25 protein-coding genes and 1 tRNA gene are annotated in these 21206 nt (G+C 63.8%); 8 read left to right on the forward strand and 18 right to left on the reverse strand.

Going from position 1 to position 21206, the window contains the following annotated elements; all coding sequences use genetic code 11:
• Together MF134_RS11925 and MF134_RS11930 are read left to right on the forward strand one after the other, a co-directional pair.
• Positions 1-507, forward strand: coding sequence for a molybdenum cofactor biosynthesis protein MoaE (locus tag MF134_RS11925; protein ID WP_255339691.1), 507 nt, complete (start codon positions 1-3; stop codon positions 505-507).
• A gap of 211 nt (positions 508-718) precedes the next feature.
• Positions 719-1246: a CBS domain-containing protein gene (locus tag MF134_RS11930; RefSeq protein ID WP_255339692.1), complete on the forward strand. Its 528-nt coding sequence runs from the start codon at positions 719-721 to the stop codon at positions 1244-1246.
• 82 nt (positions 1247-1328) lie between these two features.
• Here MF134_RS11930 and ndk read toward each other — a convergent pair whose 3' ends face one another.
• The 6 genes from ndk to MF134_RS11960 all read right to left on the reverse strand — a co-directional run bounded on the left by ndk (position 1329) and on the right by MF134_RS11960 (position 5236).
• Positions 1329-1751, reverse strand: a complete 423-nt coding sequence (ndk, locus tag MF134_RS11935; protein WP_255339693.1) for a nucleoside-diphosphate kinase — start codon at positions 1749-1751, stop codon at positions 1329-1331.
• Between the two features lie 98 nt (positions 1752-1849).
• Positions 1850-2542 carry a glutathione S-transferase family protein gene (locus tag MF134_RS11940; protein ID WP_255339694.1) on the reverse strand — a complete coding sequence of 231 codons (693 nt, stop codon included), beginning with the start codon at positions 2540-2542 and terminating at the stop codon, positions 1850-1852.
• A gap of 237 nt (positions 2543-2779) precedes the next feature.
• A tRNA-Thr gene (locus MF134_RS11945) sits at positions 2780-2854 on the reverse strand.
• Positions 2855-3020: 166 nt separating this feature from the next.
• Entirely contained in the window at positions 3021-3626 is a 606-nt protein-coding gene (gene leuD, locus MF134_RS11950; protein ID WP_255339695.1) for a 3-isopropylmalate dehydratase small subunit, read from the reverse strand.
• 158 nt (positions 3627-3784) lie between these two features.
• Positions 3785-4609 carry a manganese catalase family protein gene (locus tag MF134_RS11955; protein WP_255339696.1) on the reverse strand — a complete coding sequence of 275 codons (825 nt, stop codon included), beginning with the start codon at positions 4607-4609 and terminating at the stop codon, positions 3785-3787.
• 177 nt (positions 4610-4786) lie between these two features.
• Positions 4787-5236, reverse strand: a complete 450-nt coding sequence (locus MF134_RS11960) for a ferritin-like domain-containing protein (RefSeq protein WP_255339697.1) — start codon at positions 5234-5236, stop codon at positions 4787-4789.
• A 229-nt stretch (positions 5237-5465) separates the two neighbouring features.
• Here MF134_RS11960 and MF134_RS11965 point away from each other — a divergent pair, with 229 nt between their 5' ends.
• The 4 genes from MF134_RS11965 to MF134_RS11980 are packed head-to-tail and all read left to right on the forward strand — an operon-like array spanning position 5466 to position 7621.
• Entirely contained in the window at positions 5466-6374 is a 909-nt protein-coding gene (locus MF134_RS11965) for an HpcH/HpaI aldolase/citrate lyase family protein (protein ID WP_255339698.1), read from the forward strand.
• Complete coding sequence (locus MF134_RS11970; RefSeq protein WP_255339699.1) at positions 6371-6577, forward strand: DUF1737 domain-containing protein; 207 nt, start codon at positions 6371-6373, stop codon at positions 6575-6577. Before MF134_RS11965 ends, MF134_RS11970 begins: the two co-directional genes overlap by 4 nt.
• Positions 6578-6637: 60 nt before the next feature.
• Complete coding sequence (locus tag MF134_RS11975; RefSeq protein WP_255339700.1) at positions 6638-6907, forward strand: hypothetical protein; 270 nt, start codon at positions 6638-6640, stop codon at positions 6905-6907.
• Between the two features lie 36 nt (positions 6908-6943).
• On the forward strand, positions 6944-7621 hold the full coding sequence (locus MF134_RS11980) for a TIGR02117 family protein (RefSeq protein ID WP_255339701.1): 678 nt from the start codon (positions 6944-6946) through the stop codon (positions 7619-7621).
• A gap of 198 nt (positions 7622-7819) precedes the next feature.
• Here MF134_RS11980 and MF134_RS11985 read toward each other — a convergent pair whose 3' ends face one another.
• From MF134_RS11985 to infC, 9 genes are all read right to left on the reverse strand, one after another.
• Positions 7820-8548: a glutathione S-transferase gene (locus MF134_RS11985; protein ID WP_255339702.1), complete on the reverse strand. Its 729-nt coding sequence runs from the start codon at positions 8546-8548 to the stop codon at positions 7820-7822.
• A 50-nt stretch (positions 8549-8598) separates the two neighbouring features.
• Complete coding sequence (locus MF134_RS11990) at positions 8599-9018, reverse strand: metallopeptidase family protein (protein ID WP_255339703.1); 420 nt, start codon at positions 9016-9018, stop codon at positions 8599-8601.
• A gap of 164 nt (positions 9019-9182) precedes the next feature.
• Positions 9183-9800, reverse strand: a complete 618-nt coding sequence (locus MF134_RS11995) for a hypothetical protein (RefSeq protein ID WP_255339704.1) — start codon at positions 9798-9800, stop codon at positions 9183-9185.
• A 110-nt stretch (positions 9801-9910) separates the two neighbouring features.
• Entirely contained in the window at positions 9911-11188 is a 1278-nt protein-coding gene (locus MF134_RS12000; RefSeq protein WP_255339705.1) for a c-type cytochrome, read from the reverse strand.
• The gene (locus tag MF134_RS12005; protein WP_255339706.1) at positions 11185-12015 is read right to left on the reverse strand and encodes a cytochrome c oxidase assembly protein; all 831 of its coding nucleotides are present in this window, start codon (positions 12013-12015) and stop codon (positions 11185-11187) included. Before MF134_RS12005 ends, MF134_RS12000 begins: the two co-directional genes overlap by 4 nt.
• Before the next feature lie 161 nt (positions 12016-12176).
• Positions 12177-12551 carry a hypothetical protein gene (locus tag MF134_RS12010; protein WP_255339707.1) on the reverse strand — a complete coding sequence of 125 codons (375 nt, stop codon included), beginning with the start codon at positions 12549-12551 and terminating at the stop codon, positions 12177-12179.
• 9 nt (positions 12552-12560) lie between these two features.
• Positions 12561-15200, reverse strand: coding sequence for a cytochrome c oxidase subunit I (ctaD, locus tag MF134_RS12015; RefSeq protein WP_255339708.1), 2640 nt, complete (start codon positions 15198-15200; stop codon positions 12561-12563).
• Positions 15197-16144: a cytochrome c oxidase subunit II gene (coxB, locus tag MF134_RS12020; RefSeq protein ID WP_255339709.1), complete on the reverse strand. Its 948-nt coding sequence runs from the start codon at positions 16142-16144 to the stop codon at positions 15197-15199. Before coxB ends, ctaD begins: the two co-directional genes overlap by 4 nt.
• A 515-nt stretch (positions 16145-16659) precedes the next feature.
• Complete coding sequence (gene infC / locus MF134_RS12025) at positions 16660-17199, reverse strand: translation initiation factor IF-3 (protein ID WP_255339936.1); 540 nt, start codon at positions 17197-17199, stop codon at positions 16660-16662.
• A gap of 341 nt (positions 17200-17540) precedes the next feature.
• Between infC and MF134_RS12030 the strand changes: the two genes are divergently transcribed.
• Entirely contained in the window at positions 17541-18350 is an 810-nt protein-coding gene (locus MF134_RS12030) for an alpha/beta fold hydrolase (RefSeq protein ID WP_255339710.1), read from the forward strand.
• A gap of 289 nt (positions 18351-18639) precedes the next feature.
• Positions 18640-19266, forward strand: coding sequence for a transglutaminase-like cysteine peptidase (locus MF134_RS12035; protein ID WP_255339711.1), 627 nt, complete (start codon positions 18640-18642; stop codon positions 19264-19266).
• A gap of 705 nt (positions 19267-19971) precedes the next feature.
• On the opposite strand, the gene yacG is transcribed toward MF134_RS12035, so the two are convergent.
• The 3 genes from yacG to infA are packed head-to-tail and all read right to left on the reverse strand — an operon-like array spanning position 19972 to position 21082.
• Complete coding sequence (yacG, locus tag MF134_RS12040) at positions 19972-20169, reverse strand: DNA gyrase inhibitor YacG (protein ID WP_255339712.1); 198 nt, start codon at positions 20167-20169, stop codon at positions 19972-19974.
• Positions 20166-20843: a Maf-like protein gene (locus MF134_RS12045; protein WP_255339713.1), complete on the reverse strand. Its 678-nt coding sequence runs from the start codon at positions 20841-20843 to the stop codon at positions 20166-20168. The genes yacG and MF134_RS12045 overlap by 4 nt, the downstream gene beginning before the upstream one ends.
• A 20-nt stretch (positions 20844-20863) precedes the next feature.
• On the reverse strand, positions 20864-21082 hold the full coding sequence (infA, locus tag MF134_RS12050; RefSeq protein WP_019994787.1) for a translation initiation factor IF-1: 219 nt from the start codon (positions 21080-21082) through the stop codon (positions 20864-20866).
• Between the last annotated feature and the right edge of the window lie 124 nt (positions 21083-21206).

Genomic DNA, 21206 nt, shown 5'->3' on the forward strand with positions numbered 1-21206 from the left:
ATGGCGAACGAAACCAACGAGCCCCGGACTTCCCCGCCTGACATGGCATTCGAGCCGCTGATCCGCGTTCAGTCCGAACGCATCGTGACCGATGCGGTCGTCGGCCCGCTGGCAGGCAACGGATCGGTTGGCGCGCTGGTGACGTTCACCGGTTACTGCCGTGACGAGGGCGGACGGTTGAAGGAGCTGGAGCTCGAACATTATCCGGGCATGGCCGAGCGGCAGATCGCAAAAATCGCTCAGGACGCCGCCTCCCGCTGGCCCCTCCTCGGCTGCGCGGCAATCCACCGGTATGGCCTGATCGCCCCCGGCGAGGAGATCGTGCTGGTGGCCTGCACGTCGGCGCATCGCGGCGCCGCCTTCGAAGCGGCGAGCTTCCTCATGGATTTCATGAAGACCCGCGCGCCCTTCTGGAAGCGCGAGCATCTGGTCGACGGAAGCGTCGGCGGCTGGGTCGAAGCCCGGGACACCGACACTGCCGCCGCCGACCGCTGGCACAGGCTCTGAGCCAGCCCGCTTCCCATTCATCGTCGGTCGTCGGTCACTGCAAAACAGACAGTATCGTTTGCAATCATTTTCCCTCAGCCATAATATTGCACCGCAGTATCGCCGAGATTTTATTCAAACCATCTCTTGGAGTGTCAGGTATTTTTGACGCCCCTCTTTGACAGCAAGGGAAATGAACTAGTTTCCCGACTGTCAATTGGGAGGGCACCCGATGAAAATCCAGGACAGACCGGAATTTCGCGACAAGCCGAAACCCTTGTGCTTCGGCCCCGAAGACACCGTGATGACGGCGGTGACGGCCATGACGGACCGCAATGTCGGCTCCGTGATGGTCGTGGACGACTACGAGAAGCTGATCGGCGTCGTGACCGAACGCGACGTCCTCAAGCGGCTCGTGGGCGGCAAGCGCGACCCCGAGACCACCAAGCTGCGCGAGATCATGACGGCGAAGCCGCGGGCGGCGCGGGCGGATGACGATCTGATCGAATGGATGCGGATCATGTCGAACGAGCGCTTCCGCCGCCTTCCGATCGTCGACGAGAACAACCGCGTCGTCTCGATCATGACCCAGGGCGACTTCGTGTCCTACACCTGGCCGAACCTTCTGCATCAGGCCCGCGAAGTCACGCGGTCGAGCGTCGGGCGCAACTACCAGATCCTTCTCGTGATCGGCAGCGTGGCGCTCTACACCGTCGTTCTTCTGGTCGTCTTGTCGGCCTTTTTCGGCAACAGCGCATGAAAAGACCCGCCCGCGGCCGGCAAGCCGCGGGCGGGTCGATCAGGCATCCTCCGACTGACGGAAGCCGCGGGGCGGCTCCGGCTCAGCCGACGATTTCGGTCTCGGAGAACCAGTAGGCGATCTCCTGCTTGGCGGTCTCCGGGGCGTCGGAGCCGTGCACCGAGTTCTCGCCGATCGACAGGGCAAATTCCTTGCGGATCGTGCCCTCGGCGGCGTCGGCCGGGTTGGTCGCGCCCATCACTTCGCGATTCTTGGCGATGGCGTTCTCGCCCTGGAGAACCTGCACCACCGTCGGACCGGAGGACATGGAGTCCACCAGCTCGCCGAAGAAGGGCCGCTCCTTGTGGACGGCGTAGAAGCCTTCGGCCTCGCGCCGGCTCATCCACACGCGCCGGGACGCGACGACCGTCAGCCCGGCCTCTTCCAGCTTCTTGGTGATCGCGCCGGTCAGGTTGCGACGCGTGGCATCGGGCTTGATCATCGAGAAAGTGCGTTCGAGCGCCATGTTGGCTCCTTGTGTTTGGTCTGAATGGGAAATCGGCGCGAGCTATAGCGACGCGGCCGCCGGGGAGCAAGCCGCCAGGGCTCACTCCCGATCTCCGATCAGGCCGCAGCGGGAACCTTGGCCGCCTCGCTGTCGTGCAACGTCAGGCAGCGCTCCACCCATTCCGTCACCGGATCGTCCTTCGGCAGGAAGTCGTAGGGCGAGGACACCCGCGCCCATTGGAAGGCGCCGAAGACGATGTAGTCGGCAAAGAGCGGGGTCTCGCCGCCGATAAACGGCTGTTGCTTCACGATCGCGCGCAACGGCTCCAGCGACTTCAGGAAGGGCTCCACCCGCACGTCGCGATCGGCGATGAAGGCCTCCAGCGTCGCCTTGAAGGCCGCCTCGCGGCTCTCGCGGAAATACTGCCGGTCCGACTCCCCAAGACAATCATGGATATCGAGAAGGGCGAAGCGGGCGATCGCCGGATGGATCGTGCGCTGTGACCAGCTCTCGACGAAGCGCGAGAGCTGGCGTCCCCCCTCCCCGCCGAACAGGCTCGGCCGGTCGGGATAGGCCGTTTCCAGATATTCGGCGATGGCAAAGGAATCCGACACCAGCGTCTCGCCGTCGCGCAGGACTGGCACCGTCTTCGAGACCCCATTTTCCAGCGCGGCAATGCCGGTGAACGGGACCGGCGCAGTGGTGAAATCGAGCCCCTTGTGCCGCAGCGCCATGCGCGCCTTCCAGCAATGCGGTGAAAACGGCCGGGAAGAATCGCGGCCCACGAGTTCATACAGCGTGATGGTCATTCGGCCCTTCCTGTAGTGGGGACGGCGCTCACGCCGTACAGGATCGAGACCTATCAGCCGCGAGCGCCTCCACCAAGATGGAAGCTACGCGCGGATACCGGAGGGGTACGCAGCCACAGCCTTCGCGAGAGATCATATCGCCAGGCGCGCCGTCAGCATGAGAGGAGCAAGGCGCGACGCAACACGGGCCCACCGAGCAGGTGACGCCTACGGAAGCTGATACATCCTTGAAATCGCTGGTGCTGCCGGAGAGATTTGAACTCTCGACCTCTCCCTTACCAAGGGAGTGCTCTACCCCTGAGCTACGGCAGCGCTGCGGGCGCCTTCTTTGACGATTTCGCGCGGCGCGTCAACACCCGATCATGGCTTTGTGCGCGACCGGCCGTCATGGCCGGGTCGCGGCTCTCGCGGCGCGCCGGATGCTCCTACGGCTTTCGGCTGGCGCCGGGCTTGCGCCAGCGCCTATGCGAAGTGTGTGTCAGGCCCAGGGCCGGTCTTCGGCCATCTTCGCCTCGAAATCCTCGATCCTGTCCGCCCGCTCCAGCGTCAGGCCGATATCGTCGAGGCCGTTCAGCAGGCAGTGCTTGCGAAACGGATCGATCTCGAAGGTGATCTCGCCGCCATCCGGTCCGGAAATCGTCTGATTCGCCAGATCGACGGTGAGGCGCGCATTCGAGCCGCGCTCGGCGTCGTCCATCAGGAGCGCGAGCTGCTCCGGCGTCACGCGGATCGGCAGGATGCCGTTCTTGAAGCAGTTGTTGTAGAAGATGTCGGCGAAGGACGTCGAGATCACGCAGCGAATGCCGAAGTCGAGAAGCGCCCACGGCGCGTGCTCGCGGGACGAGCCGCAGCCGAAATTGTCGCCGGCGACCAGGATCTCGGCCTTGCGATAGGCCGGCTTGTTGAGGACGAAGTCCTCGTTCTCGCTGCCATCCTCGTTATAACGCAGTTCGGCAAAGAGGCCGGTGCCGAGCCCGGTGCGCTTGATGGTCTTCAGATAGTCCTTCGGGATGATCATGTCGGTGTCGACATTGACGATGGGCAGCGGCGCGGCGACGCCGGTCAGCTTGTCGAATTTCTGCATGGCAACTCCACCCGAACTTGGTCTCAGACTTCGAGACGGCCCATAGCACGTTCCACGGCTGGCATGAAACGCCCCGCCCCCGGCGCCAGTGCAACGAAAAACGGCGACGCATTGGCGCCGCCGTTTCGTGTTGATCGCAGCTTGCCGCGAATGCGGTCTTACATCTGCTCTTTCTGGGCACCGGAATTCGGCCGTGCCTTGCCGAGGCTCGGGGCCTGGCCTTCGGGCTCGGGCTGCGACTTCACGGTGAACTCACCGCGACCGTCGAGCGAGCGGCCGGACGACCAGCGACCCTGCGGTGCTTCCTTGTCGAGAAGCGTGTTCAGATAATAGTAGGAGTGCTGCATCGCCTCGTGATGCTCCGGTGTCGAGTTCGGGATCGGCAGCGAGGCCGAGAGACCGCCCATTTCCTCGATCACCGCCAGCCACTGCTGCTGGTGATAGGTGTCGCGGGCGATCAGGAAGGAGAGCATGTCCTTCATGCCGCTGTCCGCGGTCATGTTGTAGAGCCGCGAGGCGAGAACCCGGCCGCCAGCCTCGGCAGTGGCGTTCGCCAGCATGTCCGCCCCGACATTACCGGTCGCGTAGATGTGGCTCATGTCGAAGGGCACGCCGTTCGAATTGACCGGCATGGCCGACAGTCCGGAGGACAGGAGATGGCGCGGATTGGCGCCGCCGAGAATGGCGTTGACCACGGGATCCTTCGCGGCCTCCTCCTGTTCGGTCACGGGCGCGCCTTCCAGATTGAGCGCGACGGCGTGGCCAAGGAATTCGATGTGCGAGAGTTCTTCCGTGGCCGTCGAGATCAGGAGATCGCGGATGCGGTCATCACCGCGGGCGCCCATGGCCTGGAAGAAATACTGCATGGCGACGCGGATCTCGCCTTCGACACCGCCGATCGCCTGTTGCAGGAGCTTGGCGAACTGCGGATCGGGGGTATCGACGCGAACCGTGTACTGAAGCTTGGAGGAATGGTGAAACATTTTTCGTCCCTTCTTGACTGGCGCCCGTGATCGGGGCGCGCGCATGCCGTCACGGCCCAAGGCCCGCCCCTTTCTCAGGGCGGCCCGTGGTCGATCGGACCTGCGACTGGCTGTTTGATTGAGTGATACTGGATGAGGATCAGCCGCCTCGGGCGGCCGACCCTGTTGCCACAACGATCAGAGCGAGGCGGCCGTCTTGTCCATCCATTCGCGATGGCGCTTCTCGTCGGCCAGCGCCTTGGCAAAGAATTCGCGCGACTTCTCGATGGCGTCCGCGTGATGCGCTGCGCGCTCATAGGCGGTGACGGTGTCATCCTCGTTGGTCTTCATCGCCTTGAGGATCGCCTTGTCGCCGCCAAGCTGCATCAGCGCGATCTTGCCGGTGGTCAGCATCTGCTTGGCGTCGCCGCCCTCCGGCGCATCGACACCGACCTGCTTCGCCATGGTGTGCAGCACGTCGAGATGCTGCAGATGGTCCTTCTTGAACTCTGCGATCTGGCTGCTCAGCGCTCCGTCCGACAGCTTCTCGATCGTCGAATCATAGGCCGCGATCGCATCGTGCTCGAGATAGATGAGATCCTTGACGAGAGTCTGGATCTCCTGTTCCTGTCCTACCATAGTAGCCATGACAGCCTCCTGTAATCGTTTGGAACAAGAAGCGCGATGGACTTGCGATTGTTCCGCAGGCCGACAGATCAAGTGAGAACCCAGCTAATCATCACAGTTTCGCCACAAGTTATCGATCGTCCTATTCTTAAATCATTATAATGTGCGCCTTGGAAAGCATGGGCAGACCAGCAGCTCGCGCTGCGCCGAAACCCTTGCGTATGGGGGCATTTTGAAAGAGAGGTCGCACATGACCGAGGCTGCCTGTCCCCTGCGTTCCGTCCTCTTTGTCCCCGCAGCGAACGCTCGTGCGTTGGAAAAATCGGCGGGCCTTGCCGCCGACGGACTGATCTTCGATCTCGAGGCTTCGGTGGTGCCGGACAGAAAGGACGAAGCACGCGAGGCGCTCCGGGCGCACCTTGCCGCGGCTTCCACGTTCACCGGCTTCAAGGTGGTTCGGATCAACGCTCTCGACACAAGCTGGGGCACGGAAGATCTGCTGATGGCCCGGGGGGCGAAGGTCGACGCCATCCTCCTGCCGCGCGTCGAGAATTTCGACACGATCGTCGAGGCGGCGACAGCTCTCGACGAGATGGACGCGCCGCCCTGGCTCCAGCTTTGGGCGATGATCGACACGCCGCTCGGCATCCTGAAGCTCGGCAAGATCGCAAAAAAGGGCGCGCGACTTCGACTTTCCGGCCTCGTCGTGGGCACGAATGCCCTGGCAAGCGCCACTGGCATCGCTCCCGACATGGAACGGAGCGAACTCCAGCCCTGGCTGATGCAGATCGTCCTGATGGCCCGGGCCAACGGGCTTGCGGTCCTCGATGGCGTCTTCCGCGACCTCGAAGATGCTGACGGCCTCGCCCGCGAATTCGCGAGCGCCCGCCGCATGGGCTTCGACGGCAAGACGCTGATCCACCCCTCGCAGATCGCGCCGGCCAACGCCGCGTTCGCGCCGAGCGAGGAGGAGATCGCCTGGGCGGAACGGGTCATCGCGGCATTCGATTTGCCGGAAAACCGGGACGAGGGCGTCCTTGCGATCGACGGGCGGATGATCCTGCCGCAAGATTGCGAAGACGCCAGAAGGCTCCTCGCCCGTCACCAGGCCATCGCCGCTCGACAGAAATCAACGCAGAACTCCCGGAAAGAACCATGAAACTCTACCGCTTCCTGTCCGGCCCGGACGATTCCAGCTTCTGCCACAAGGTGTCGGAAGCCCTCTCCAAGGGCTGGGATCTGCATGGCTCGCCCACCTATGCCTTCGACGCCGAGACGAAGACCATGCGCTGCGGCCAGGCCGTGACGAAAGAGGTGCCCCGCAAGACCTACGATCCGGCAATGAAGCTCGGCGAGCAGTAAGGGAACCGCCCTCGGTGAGCGGAGGTTTGCCAAGTTTGGGCAAACCGTCAGGAGAGCGACATGGCTTCATCCCACATCGTCATCGACCACAACGACATCAAGAATTTCGCCGAGCGCACCGATGGCAAGCCGGCGATCGTCTCGGACACCAAGGGCAATGGTGGCCCCGGCATGCTGCGCTTCGACCATGGCCGCGACAATGACGGGCTGGAACAGATTTCCTGGGACCGGTTCTTCGAAATCTTCGAGGAGCAGCAACTGGCGCTCATGCTCGACAAGTCCGGCGACAATCCGAGCTTCAACAAGTTCGTCAGCCGCAATCAGGACTGAGGGAGATTGCATGCGGACAGACGGTGGCGGCGCGCTGTGAAACTCGGCACACGCGCCGCAGTCTGCCTGCTTGGCCTGCTGCTCGTCGCCATCGCCCTCGGCGTTGCGATCCCGAGGGACGGGGCAAAGGAGCCAGGCGAGCATGTGGGGTCAGAGGGTGAGCGCATCCTTCTCGTTTCGGGCCCCATTCATACCGATATCGCTCTGCCGCTGACGGGGAAGAGCCGCGCACGGTTCGGATTCCTGGAGGAATCGGGCCTCCCGATCGACCGGCCCGACGCACTGTGGCTTCTCGTGGGGTGGGGTGGGCGGAGCTTCTATATCGAAACGCCGACCTGGTCCGATCTCAAACCGATGCCGATCGTTCGGACGATCACGGGTGACCGATCGGCGCTGCATCTGGAACTCGCCGGCGCCATCGACCCGTCGAGCCCGCAGGTTCAAAGCTTCGTTCTGGCGCCGACCGCCATGGAAAATCTCCGCAGCGCCATACTCGATAGCCTGCAACGCGACGATTTCGGCCGCCCGAGAGAGATCGCAGGCGCGGGCTACGGGCTTTTCGACCGGTTCTACGAGGCGAAGGGCCGCTTTCAGATCCTGATCAACTGCAACAGCTGGACGAGCGCCATGCTGCGGGAAGCCGGGATCACGACGGGGCTGTGGACGCCCCTGCCGGTTCTCCTGTCGCTGTCACTCGATCTCCACGCGCATTGACGAGCCCGCTTACCGGCCGCGTTTCGCTCGTGATGGCGGTTGCGGACGCCGGTCATGAGGTGTCGGCGACGCGCCGGCCAGCATCGCGAAGGTCGCGGCAATCAGGCTGGGAATATCCCGGATCGACATGGATTCCTCCGACGATGACGCATCTCGTCGGAGGCAGTGGAAAGGGCAGGAGGATCCCGGCCCTGCCGCTTACGCTTCGTCCAGCTCGGGATAGTGGCGGAAGAGGCCATCCTCGTTGAAGGCCATGCGCCGGTCGCTGGCGAGATATTGCGCGATCGCCGGGAGGGCGGCGACCCTCTCGCAGAGCGCCATCACCTGCGGATAGTCGCCGGAGATTCGCGCCATCAGCTTGGGAAAGGCGTATTTGAGGCCCTCGACGGTGTGATAGAGGCCGAGATCGACATAGCTGATCTCGCTGCCCAGGAGTTGGCTTGGACCGGACGGATTGGCTTGAAGCAAGGCCTGGTACCATCCGAGGAATTTCGGTGCCCGCTCGTTGCGAAAGCCTTCCGCCCGGCGGCGCGCCTCGTCCTTCTGGTCGTCATAATAGAGGCCCGTGCCGACCGGATGATGGGTGTCGTGGATCTCGGCGGCAAAGTCCGCCGTCGTCACGGCAACCGCGCGGGCGAACAGCCGATCGGCCTCGAGGGCGGGTGCCAGTCCGTGCTTCTCGCCGAGATAGGCGACGATCACCGGCGTCTGCGACAGCACGATCTCGCCATCGACCAGATAGGGCGGCGCGAAGGGGATCTGCGGACCGTATCGGCCCTTGAGACCCGCCGTCATGGCCTCCATCCCGGCGCCCTCACCCTCTTCGCGGGCGACGTCTCGATAAGTCGCGCCCACGGCTTCGAGAACGAGGCGAACATACTCGCCGCGCCCCGGGATGAAGGGCCAATAATACAGATCGTAGGACATCATTTTCCTGTTCGTGTTCGATCGCGTGCCTTTAGACGCCGGGCGGCGGATCAATCCGCTTCGCGCTCCAGGGCTTCCATGTCGTCGTCCGAGAGACCGAAATGGTGGCCGATCTCGTGGATCAGCACATGGCGGACGATGGCGTCGAGCGAATCGGCGTGCTCGGCCCAATAATCCAGGATTGGCCGGCGATAGAGGAGAATCCGGTTGGTCATGGCGCCGGTCATCTCCACACCCATCTCGCCGATCGGCCGACCTTCGAAGAGCCCGAGAATGTCGAAGGGAGACTGAAGCTCCATCTCGCGCATCACGTCCTCCTCGGGAAAATCCGCGACGATGAAGCGGATCTCGCCGCACAGCGTGCGAAACTCTTCCGGCAGATCCCGATAGGCTTCGATCGCCATCGCCTCGATCTCTTCGAGGCTCGGCGCCGGGCGGCGCCAGCCCGCTGCATTCTGCATCATGCTCATCCTGGGCGCCTCCCTCTTGAACGCCTCGCATCGTCAGGATTCGCAGATAGGGACACCGCCCGCGACAAGAAAGAGCGGCGGCGGGCCGGCGAAGCATGGATGAAGCCATGGCTGTACGAAAGTTGAGGCAGGAAGCAGTCTCGCGCCCGTTCGAAGACGCTCGCCTATTGGACGGTACTCATGACCTGCAGCGCCTGTTCCGCGAGCCGATCCGCGTTCGATGGCTGGGTAAAGAACACGAACTGCGCCACCTGATCGCTGTCCTCGACCATAAAGAAGGTGGAATACAGGATCTCGAGGCCATCGATTTTCGCCTGATAGCGCACACTGCCGAAGCGTTTGCCGCCGAACACGTGATCATCCTGACCAAGGGCTTCGACCCTTTCGAAACCCGCCGCGCGTTGGGCATTGTCGAGGATGATCTCCGGCATTTCCTCGAACTCCATCAACGACTTTTCCGTAATGACGAAGAAATACATGTCCTGATTTTTCGTCTGGAAGCCGAATTCGGCGTTTTCGTGCAGCTTCGAAAACGCCCAATTGCCTGGATCCACGCAGAAGGAAAGGTCGATGGTCTCGCTGTTGAAAGTCTGGCAGTCCGCAGACTGCTCAGCTTGGGCGTCGCTGTCGTCCTTTGCGCCCTCTCCGGCATAGTGCCACGTGCCATCGTCATGCAGAACGATCTCTCGACCCTCAATGGTCGTGCGGCCGAACTCCGCGGCGGCGGCTGAACCGGCGATGATGAGAAGCGATGCGCTTGCGAGAGCGATGCGATAATCCATGGAGCAATTTCCTGCCTTAGGGGCAATCATGCTCAATGAACCCTACAGGAGATGACAGATCAAGCATTTGAAGTCGAACGGCTTCGTACGCGCGGCTATAACCGAGAGGGCTACCTGCCCAAAGGCTGGGCCGCATACCAGGCGGAGACGGCCTCGATCTGCTCTTCGGTCATGTGGACGGCGATCGGGGTCATCAGATGCGAAAAGCGCGTTCCGCCGCGGGTGATCCCATGATCCTTCCAGAGCTCCAGATGAGTTTCGAGATACCAGGCCGGCTGCCCCGAGAGATAGGGATAATGCTCATTCTTCTCGCGCCCCTCCGCGCCATGGCAACTTTCGCAGGCGGGGATCTTGCGCGCCGGCAGGCCCGAGAGCGCGATCAGCCGCCCGAGTTCCAGAACGGCCTCCTCTTGTTGCGGCATGCCGCCGGCTGCCGCCGCGGCAACCAGTGAATTCGTTCCGCGCGCACCAACGGGCAGAACTTGCGGCGGGATGCCATCCGGGCGCACGTCGTTGGCCGCGACGGTCTCGCTGCGTCCGCCGTCGGCCGGCGTTGGAAGCGGCTGTTCGGCGTACCAATTCGCCAATCGCGCCAGCGTCTCGTCGGAATAGCGTTTGGCTGGCGGCTGCATGAATCCCGAATGTCGGAAGCCTTTGGAAAAGGCCTCGAGCGTGGCGGCGAGATAAGTCTCGGGCTGGCCGGCGATCACCGGAAAGGCGCCCTCGGCCTTCCCTTCCCCGCGCCCCAGCCCATCGCGGCCATGGCAGCGAGCGCAGTCGGTCAGCGCTTCCTGAAAGATGCCGTCGAGGGAGGCAAGGGTTTCGCCGCCGGCTTCCATCGGCTCCCTGCCGCGCTTGGCCCCGAGTGCCAGATCCGCGTAGGTTTCCGCCGACATACCCGGCAGCGCGCGCAGGAACGCCACCTGCGCCCAGACCTCGTCCTCGCGCTCCTGGGTCGGCCAGGAGGGCATGCCGGAATATTTGATGCCGTGCTGGACGATCCAGAACAGTTCGCGGTCGGCCCATTCCTCCACCTTGCCTTCGAGACGCGGCGGTGCCGGCGTCATGGAAAGGACCACCGGCGACTGGGGCACCCCGGGCGCGCCGTGACAACCGGCGCAACCGGTGGCGAAATGCCCCGCTGCGCGCTGGACGAGCGCCGGATCGGCCAAGTCGATGTCGTTGGGAACGCTGATCCCCAAAGACTGGCGCGCGACGGCGTTCTGCATCGTCCAGTGCAGGAACCAGCCGACCGGCGCGAAATGCCCCGAGGAGGCGGCGATCGACACGAGCCCCGACAGGCTGACGACGAAAGGCGCCGCCGCCACGAGCCCGAGGGCGACGATCAGGCGCTTGCCGGTGATGGTGAAGGCGACGTGCTTCTTCATCGCGCGCGCTCCCCGCCCCGCACAGGCTCAAATCGTTCGCCGAGCACCGAAGCAAGAAGCGCCAGCCCGCCCGCCAGAAAGACGAGTCCGCCGACGATCAGCATGATCACCCCGCCGAGCTGCTGATCGCCGAGCGGCGTCAGGTTCGCGGCGGGCGAACAGAGCGCAGCGCAGGCATAGAGCGGGCGCGGCGCCAGCAGGAGGAGCGCGCCGAGTAGGGTCATGTGCATCGAGGTGAGGAGCAGTGCCCCGACGCCTGCGAGCTGCGCCCGGCCACCATCACGTCTTGCGACACCGATCGCCGTCAGCCAGACGAGGACGCCGGCGAGAAGGAACGAGGCTTGTTCGGCGGCGAACATGCCGGCGTTGACCCGCGCCACATCGTGGAGGGCGGGTGCATGCCAGGCCCAAACGGCGAGGAATTCGAACAGCGCGGCGACCATGGCAAGCGAGGCCGGAAGCTTCAACACGTGATCCGGCACCAGCCGCGATATGCCATAGGCGACAAGCGGCACGGCGATGGCGACGACGCCCATATGCATCACCATATGCGCGGCGAAGGAGCCAGCCGCCAGCACCGGCAACGGCCCGAACCACAACGCCACGAGAAATGCGACGCCGAGAGCGAGGGCGACGGGAGCCGGTGATATCCACGAAGCGGTGGGGCTGGACCTGTAGCCGAACCGCCCGGCACTGACGTCGCTCGGTTTCTCGCTGGAGCCCCCATGGTTCGACAGGCTCACCATGAGGGTGTGGGAGGGACTCCGCAGCAGGTCGAAGGAACTCGTCGCCCAGCGAAGACGCTGAGCAGACGCGAGTGCAGCCACCGGAAGCTCCGCACCAAGCGTGTGCGCAGCCCTCATCCTGAGCCTGTCGAAGGACGAGGGCGCCCCGGCGCCAGGCATCTTGGACGAGACTACCTGAGCCGCGCTCGGCCCAAAGGCAGACGGCTCCCGCTTCCTTGAAGCCAGCCAAGCCATCGCCCCACTCATCGGCAATCCGCCACGAAAAGCGCCGGCAGGGCGACGAAGACCACCGAGACGAAGGACAGGGCAGCCAGCAGCAGCGTCGAGAACTCGAGGAAGCGCTCGCGGCCGGTCGCCGTGTCGGTGTCGTGGACCGACCCGCCGCCATGGCCTTTCCACTCCCGCCGGGCGCGCCAGAAGATCAGACCGATCGCCACCAGCGCGATGGCCGTGATCACCGCGATGAGAATGCGCGGGCCGGCGATCGCCTGAAAGATCGCGACATTGGGCACGCAAGCCGCAGCCGCCACGATGTAGGACACGAGGAAGTGGAGCGCCCAGATCGTCGGAGCGGCGATCAGGGTCCAGAGATTGTCGCGGGTTTCGCTGTGGATCATCGCCTCACCTCAACTCGCAAGCGGCAGAAGCGCGACGGCGACGGTCGCGATCAGGGCGGTGGCGGCCATGAAGTGCCAGTAGAGCGCCGTGTTGGCGATATCGATGTCGAACTCCGGCGTCAGCCGTCCGGCGAAGGAACGCACCAGACAGTAGATCAGCATCAACGCGCCCGCCGCACCGTGCACCGCCGTCCAGATGACGAGGACCCAGACGGTCGCCGGATAGACGTGAACGACCGGATCGAGCCCGTTGAAGTATGGCCCGGCCAGGATCGCCGCCGAGGCGGCAAAGGCGAGGAGCGCCGATCCTCCGATCAGGGCCCGCGCCAGCAACACGCCGCCGGCCTTGTTGATCGAGAGAGCCATCTGGCTGGCGATCCAGGCCGCGAGGAACAGGGCGAGCGACAGGGCCGGCCACAAGATGCCCGGCTCCGCCATGCCGGCGGGCGGAAATTCCTCGTGGATCGTGAAGAAGAACAGATAGCCGAAGATCAGCGAGAGAAACGCCGTTCCGTCGCCGACCATAGTGATGAACATCGCCCACCAGCCGACCGATTTCGGACCGGAGACGTAGAGAGGAAGCTTCAGCCCGAGACCGACATCCTTCTCCCCCTTTTCCGGGATCAGCGCCGTCCCGCGCCAGAGCCAGACGAAGATCGCGATCGTCGCGAGCACCATTGCGCCGATGGTCATGTACCACCAGTGGAAGGTCGCGAAGATGAAGACCGCGGCGAGGAAAACCGCCGCCCACATGGTCATGAAGGTCGGCCCCGGCACGCGCAGGCACTGCACCGGCTCGGCGTCGAGGACGCTCGTCACCATGGTCTCGCGCTTCAGTTCCTCAGCATCCGGCATGTAGAACCGGCCCATGTCGACGTCCTCAACGAAGTTCTTCTGCTGCCACAGCGGATAGCGAGTGGTCACGATCGGGATCGAACGCACGCCCCAGCCCTTGTCCTCCTGCTCGGCGAGCCATTCCAGCGTGCCGGCGTTCCAGACGTTGCGGGGCGCATAGGGCTGTTTGCTGCGCGGACGCAGAACGTCGAAGACGACGATCAGGAAGCCGGCCGCGAAGACGAAGGCACCGACGGAGGAAATCAGGTTCGGCAGTTCGAGGCCGAGGCCTTCCGGGTAGGTCCAGATGCGGCGCGGCATGCCCATCAGGCCGGAAAAATGCATCGGGAAGAAGCCGACATTGAAGCCGACGAACATCAGCCAGAAGGCGGTCTTCCCGAGCTTGTCCGACAGGGTCTTCCCCGCCAGCATCGGCCAGAAATAGTAGACGCCGGCCACCACCGGAAACAGCATGCCGCCCAGAAGAACGTAATGGAGATGGGCGACGACGAAATAGGTGTCGTGCGCCTGCCAGTCGAAAGGGGCGAGCGCCACCATGACGCCGGTGAGCCCGCCGACGACGAAGATCGCCAGCGAGCCGGAGACGAAGAGCATCGGGACGGAGAAGATGACCCGACCGGTCAGGAGCGTCGCCAGGAAGACGAAGATCTGGACGCCGGTCGGGATCGCCACCGCCTCGGAGGCGGCCGAGAAGAAGCCGAGCGAGATCGACGGCAGGCCGGTGGTGTACATGTGATGCACCCACAGGCCGAAGGAGAGAAAGCCCGTTCCGACAGCCGCGAGCACGATCCAGGAATAGCCGAGGATTGGCCGGCGCGCGAAAGTCGGCACGATCATCGCCAGAAGCGCGATCGCCGGCAGGAAGACGATGTAGACCTCCGGATGGCCGAAGATCCAGAACAGGTGTTGCCAGAGCATCGGGTCGCCGCCGCGCTCGGGATCGAAGAACGGCCAGTTGAACAGCCGTTCCAGCTCGAAAAGGATGTCGCCGGCGATCAGCGGCGGAAAGGCAAAGAGGATCATCCCCGCCACCACGAGCACGTACCAGGCATAAAGCGGCATCAGATTGAGCCGCATGCCCGGCGGCCGGCATTTGAGCGTGCCGACAATCAGCTCCACCGCCGCCGCGATCGAGGCGACTTCGATGAAGGAAAGGCCAAGCAGCCAGATGTCGGCGCCATAGCCGGGTGTGAACCGCTCCTGAGTGGTGAGCGGCGGATACATGAACCAGCCGCCGGAGGGCGCGGCGGAAAACAGGATCGAGCCGCAGACGAAGATGCCGCCGATCAGGAAGCACCAGTAGCCGAAGGCGGAAAGCCGCGGAAACGGCAGATCGCGCGCCCCGAGCATCTGGGGCAGGATGATGATCGCCACCGCCTCGAAGATCGGCACGGCGAAGAGGAACATCATCACCGTGCCGTGGAGCGTATAGACCTGATTGTAGAAATGACCGGTGAGGAAGTCGTTCTCGGGCACCGCGAGCTGCACGCGGATCATCAGGCCGAGCACGCCGGCGAACAGCATGAAGGCGAAGGAGGTGGCCGTGTACCACAGCCCGACCTCGGTATTGTTCACCGCCGACCAGTACTTCCAGCCCTTCGGCGCATCCCAGACCCAGATCAGGCGCTCTTCCTGCGCCTTGCGGACCTCGGGATCGTCCTGATTCACATGGCTGGCACCGACCGTGGCCGGTTTCGGTGGATACGGAAATTTCGGCGTCGCCGGATCACTCTTGTCGGCCTCGGTGATGCCGAGGCCGCCGGCTCCGCCAGACCCCGTCGTCGCGTCGCTCATTTCAACGCCCCCAGCCACGCGGCGATCTCATCGATTTCTTCCTGCGGCAGGACACCGAAGCTCGGCATCTCGACGCCGGGCTTCACATGCTCGGTCGCGCGGATGAACTCGGCGATGTTTTCCTCGCTCATCTCCAGAAGACCCGCGCCGAGCGTCCGGCGGGAAGCGAGATGCGTGAGGTCCGGACCAACCGCCCCGTCGGCCTCGGTTCCACGCACGGTGTGGCAGGCAGCGCAGCCATTGGCGAGAAACAGATCCGCGCCTCTGCCCGATGTCACGGCGGCCGGCTCGGCCTGGGCTGCGACAAAGGCCGCATAGTCCGCTTCAGAGACGGCGACCACGCGAAAGCCCATCTGGGCGTGGGCATCGCCGCAGAATTCCGCGCAGACGCCGTTATAGACCCCCTCGCGGGTCGGCTCCACGACGAGGCGGTTCACCCGCCCGGGCATGGCGTCCATCTTCCCGGCGATCGCGGGCACCCAGAAGGAATGGATCACGTCCGGGCTGCCGATCAGGATTTCGCTGCGCTTGCCGACCGGCAACCAGAGTTCGTTGGCGCTTTCGACTCCGCCCGCCGGCAGGCTCTTCACGACACCCGGTTCGCCTTCGACGTCATAAGCGATCCGCCACCAGAAGCGCTCGCCCGAGACGGCGATCGTCGGCCCGTCAGCCGGTCGCCGCAGTTTCGGCATCAGCATCAGGCCCCAGACCAGGAGCGCTGCCAGCACGATGGTGGGAAAAGCCGCGCCGAAGACGATGAGACGGGTACCGGCCTTGTCGCTGAAGACGGTGGCATTGGCGCGGGTCGCGTAGACCGACATCGCCATCACGACGATCCAGATGACGACGGCCCCCACCAGCATGACGAAGAAAAGCTCGGCAACCTGCGCCGCTTCCGTCCCCGCATTCGCGAAGATCGACTGTTCCTGCGAGCAGCCGGCCACGGCCAAGCCCAACAGTGTAGGGAGAACGACACGTGCGGGGCCCTCTAGTGCCGACAAAACGGCGTCGAACTTGCCGACAGGCCACATTGTCACTCGATGCGGCCGCCGTGCCGGCATTCTCGTCCTCTCGCCAAGCCGGCTTCCGCTGCTCTCGCGCGAGAAAGCCTTGTCGCGTCAACACATAGCTTGCGCGAGCATCCCGGCCAGAGCGGCGGACCGTCAGTCCGACATTTTTTGGGGCTTGGAGGATGGCGGGCTCTCTTCACGCCCGCCAATACATCTTGCACGTCCAGAACCGGCCATCACGCGAGCGGCAGCCGCACGTCGCGGCAACCGATCTCGCGCGATCGCACGTCAGAAACAATCTCCTGCGATTGAAACCGTCGCGCGGCCAGTACCGCAGCTTTCGGGAGGGTGGCCGCCCTCCCTCGCGCGCAGAGGATCCGTGGAAAACCCATCAAGGGCCCCACGACTTCCGGAAAACGCAAATTCTTCGCGAGCGTCGGCGTTCGTGGTCAGGCGCGCGGCGCGAGCACCATCATCATCTGACGACCTTCGAGCTTGGGTTCGGCTTCGACCTTGGAAATCTCCGCCGTTTCCTCGCGCACGCGGTTCAGAAGCTGCATGCCCAGTTCCTGGTGCGCCATTTCACGGCCACGGAAGCGAAGCGTGACCTTCACCTTGTCACCGTCCTCGAAGAACCGACGCACGGACTTCATCTTCGTCTCGTAGTCGTGCTCGTCGATGTTCGGCCGCATCTTGATCTCTTTGACCTCGATGGTCTTCTGGCGCTTGCGCGCCTCGGCGGCCTTCTTCTGGTTCTCGTATTTCAGCTTGCCGAGATCGAGAATCTTGCAGACGGGCGGATTGGCGTTCGGAACGATCTCGACGAGATCCAGCCCGGCTTCCTCGGCCAGCGAGAGCGCTTCGCTCGTCGCGGTCGGGCCGCGGTTCTGGCCCTCGGCGTCGATCAGCTGAACCTGCGGAACCTTGATTTCCCTGTTGGAGCGCGGCCCTTCCTTCTGGGCCGGCGGTGCACGAAATGGTCTGCGAATGGTCGTACTCTCCTGTTGTTGACGACGATAATTCGGCTTTGCCAAATGAGGAGCGAAGACGCGCTTCGAACTGTTCCCGAAACCGCATCGACTGCACCCATCCATTTATTATAGCACTCGTTCAACGAGTTTTCACCCGTGCAACGCGGTTTTGAGCAAGCGAGGGTGCAGGTTTCGAAAAAGAAGCGCATTTCGGAGGTCGCCATTGCGGTCCCTGAGGCGAATACTTCAGAACCCGCTGGTGTCGCCGCAGTCCGCCGTGTTCAGCGTGACGACACTCGAAGAGACCCCGTGCCGGATTCAGCCTGCCGAAACCGGCCAACCCTGGAGAGGGCAGCATCTTGGCGCAATCGGACGACACTACGCTCGACACACCCGGAACCCTCGAAATCGGTGAAGGACCGGCCCGTCGCCGCATCGCCTACCGGGTGCGCAGCGGCAACGAGCCAACCATCGTCTGGCTGGGCGGTTATCGCTCGGACATGCGCGGCACGAAGGCCGAACACCTTCTCGCCTTCGCCGCCGAGCACGAACTCGGCTATTGCCGGCTCGACTATTCCGGCCACGGCGAATCCGGCGGCCGCTTCGAGGACGGGACCATCGGCAGTTGGACCGACGATGCCGCTGCGGTCATCCGCAGCCTTGGCGCCAAGCGTCTGGTTCTGGTCGGCTCTTCCATGGGCGCCTGGATCGCGCTTCGTCTCGTGCAGCGAGCCGCCGAGTTCGACACGAAGATCGCCGGCATGCTGCTTCTGGCGCCGGCTCCGGACTTCACCGAACGGCTACTCTCCCCCAAACTGAGCCCCGAGCAGCACGCGGAGATCGCCGCAAACGGGCTGTTGAAGGTCCCCTCCGAATATTCCGACGAGCCGGACATCTACACGCGCGAACTCTTCGAGGACGGGCGGCGCAACCTCGTCATGAACGAACTGATCGACACCGGCTGCCCGGTGACGATCATTCAGGGCATGGCTGATCCGGACGTGCCCTACGAGCACGCCCTCGCCCTGGTGGACCATCTGCCCTTCCACGGCACCGTCCTGAGCCTCGTCCGCGATGGCGATCACCGCCTCTCCCGGCCGCAGGACCTCGCGCTGATCTCGCGCAATCTTCTCGATCTCGTGGAGACGATCCGCGGCGAAACCGGATGATTTCGGAAGAGCAGAAGCCGCTTTCCGGTTTTCCACAGATCACTGTCGCCGACATGTCACACAGCCTGCTCTAAGCAGCCGGCTATCTTTCATTTCCAAGGATTTAGGGATTGCCTCGAAAGCATCGCGGCGGCACTCTTTCGACGTGTCGGCGATGCTTTTTAGCCGCTGTTTTCTCTGAACCTTTCGCGAGACTTCCATCCGCACTGCACAATGGATTGACAGAAGTTCGCGTTGCTCTGAACATAAGCATAATCGAGATATACCCAACCTGCGCATGAGGGGACGCATGGTGGAATTTCGCGCGATCGGCGCCACGCTCTTGCTTTGTCTGCTCGTCGGCGGACTCGCGGTCAAACCGGCTTCCGCCCAGATGCGGGGCTCCTTCATGAAGATCGGGGTGAGCGCTCCGAAACCGATCGGGCACGCGGAATTCTGCACCCATTATGCGGACGAATGTCGCACTACCGAACAACGGTCGAACCCGGCGCCTCTGCAGCTGACGCCGGACATCATCCAGACCGTCGCCGCGATCAACGTCGCGATCAACGCCAAGATCAAGCCCCGGTCCGATCAGGACATTTACGGCGTCGAAGAGCGCTGGACCTATCCGGGCGAAGAAGGTGACTGCGAGGATTTCGTTCTCCTCAAGCGCAAGACGCTCCACGAGCGCGCCAGGATCGATCTCGCCAACCTGCTGATCACCGTAGTGCGCAAGACGGATGGCGAGGGCCACGCGGTCCTGACCCTGCGCACCACCGACGGCGACTTCATTCTCGACAATCTGAACTGGCGCATCCTGCCATGGGACGAGGCGCCCTATGCCTTCCTGAAGCGGCAGAGTTCGCTCGATCCCGGCAAATGGAACCGGATCGCCAACGGCCGGGAAGTGCTGGTCGGCGCTGTCAGCGAATAGGGCCGGAGCGCAATCCAGCCGCCAAGATCCGGCAGCCGGACTGCGAGCTTTCACGCCCTGCGAGCGGACTAACTGTCCTGGTCCCGAAGAATTATTTCCGATTTTTTAATTGCTTGATATCCGCATGCCACCGCACCCTCTAGAATGGTCTTTGGTCTCGTGGCAGCGTCTTTCGGATAGTCCTGCAACCCAGCAGACTCCAAGCACTGCCGCCGACCTTGCCGACGTCTTCGGGGCAGCCTGAACCGCTGGTTGCGTAGAGGATGCCCGGTTCGCCATCGTCGAAATCCGTCAGGGAGGCCGGATCGCCTATGCGCACGGATGAAGACCGACAACTCGCGGAAGAAGTCGAGAGCGCCCTCCGCGCCCTCGGGATCGCCAGCTTGAGGACACAGCATGGTGCCATCGCGCCGGCCGTTTCCGACCTGCGCGGCGAGTCGATTCCGGCGACGCAGACGTCCGCAGGTGGCGATGATCACTCTCGTGCGGGCATGCTGCCGGCGAAGGGAGAAAGCGGCGGGACGGAAAGATCAGCCCCGGAGGCCCCGGCCGCCGTCTTTTTCGGGACACGCCAACGTTCCGAAAGGCATGATCCTCTCACGGGCCCGGACGAACCGGATCAGGGAACAGAGTGGGGTCATCCCTCCGGCAGCCGGCCGCAGGAATAGCGCCACGGCCCTGCCGCCTCGCCGATCATTGACCGCCTCAGCGCTCTTCGTTTTCGCTTGATTCTTCCTCCAGCGGACCGGGAATGACGTAGCTTCCCGAGAGCCAGCGATTGAGATCGATGGACTTGCAACGCGGCGAGCAGAACGGAAAAGCCTGCCGATCGGACGGACGGCCGCATTCCGGGCAGCGCCGTTTCGGCCGCATCGGCGTCGGCTGGTTCGCAGCTTCGCTCATGGCAGAACCGCCTTCTCTTCGTCCTCGCCGCTTTCGGCATCGGGCGGAAGATCGACCTCGGGCGCCCGCCAGCGGGCGTGAATGTCGTATCCCTCGCCGTTCAGAAGCGCCAGCGTCTCGGCCAGAGGCAGGCCGACCACATTGGTGTAGGATCCGACGAGCCTCAGAACGAAGCCGCCGGCCAGTCCCTGGATCGCATATCCGCCCGCCTTGCCGCGCCATTCGTCAGAGGCGACATAGCTCTGGATATCGAGCCGCGACAGGCGCTTGAAACGCACCCGGGTCTCGATCAGGCGCTGGCGCAGGGCTCCCGTCGGGCCGATGACGCAAACCCCGGTATAGACGCGGTGGGTGCGGCCGGAGAGCGTGCGCAGATTGGCGACCGCATCCTCGGCGAGCGCCGGCTTGGGCATGACCTGCCGGCCGACCGAGACAACCGTGTCGGCTCCGAGAACGGTCGCCGGCCCGTAGTCCAGTTCACGCAGGCGCCGCGCTGCGACCTCGGCCTTGCCCTTCGCCAGGCGCTTGGCGAGCGAGCGCGGATGCTCGCTCTTCTGCGGCGTCTCGTCGATATCGGCCGGCATCAGCCGGTCCGGCTCGATCCCCACCTGTTGCAGGAGTTCGAGCCTGCGCGGAGAGCCGGACGCCAGCACCAGGAGTTGGGAGGCAGACATGAGAACGCTGCGGCGATCGCTTACTTGAAACGATAGGTGATGCGACCCTTGGTCAGGTCGTAGGGCGTCATTTCCACCAGCACCTTGTCGCCGGTGAGAACGCGGATGCGGTTCTTGCGCATGCGCCCCGCCGTGTGGGCGATGATCTCGTGATCGTTCTCAAGCTTGATCCGAAAGGTCGCATTCGGCAGGAGCTCGGTGACGACACCCGGAAATTCGAGAACTTCTTCTTTTGCCATTCGCTTCTTTGGTCCTGAACAAGAGAGCCGATCCGGCGAGCCCATCTCGCGCGGTCGGCTCCAAGATTTTGCCTTGTCGCCGCGTCGCTTGACGCGGCCTGATCGGGCGACGCTCGCCGACGAT

Source organism: Jiella marina, assembly GCF_024359545.1.
Classification (GTDB): domain Bacteria; phylum Pseudomonadota; class Alphaproteobacteria; order Rhizobiales; family Rhizobiaceae; genus Jiella.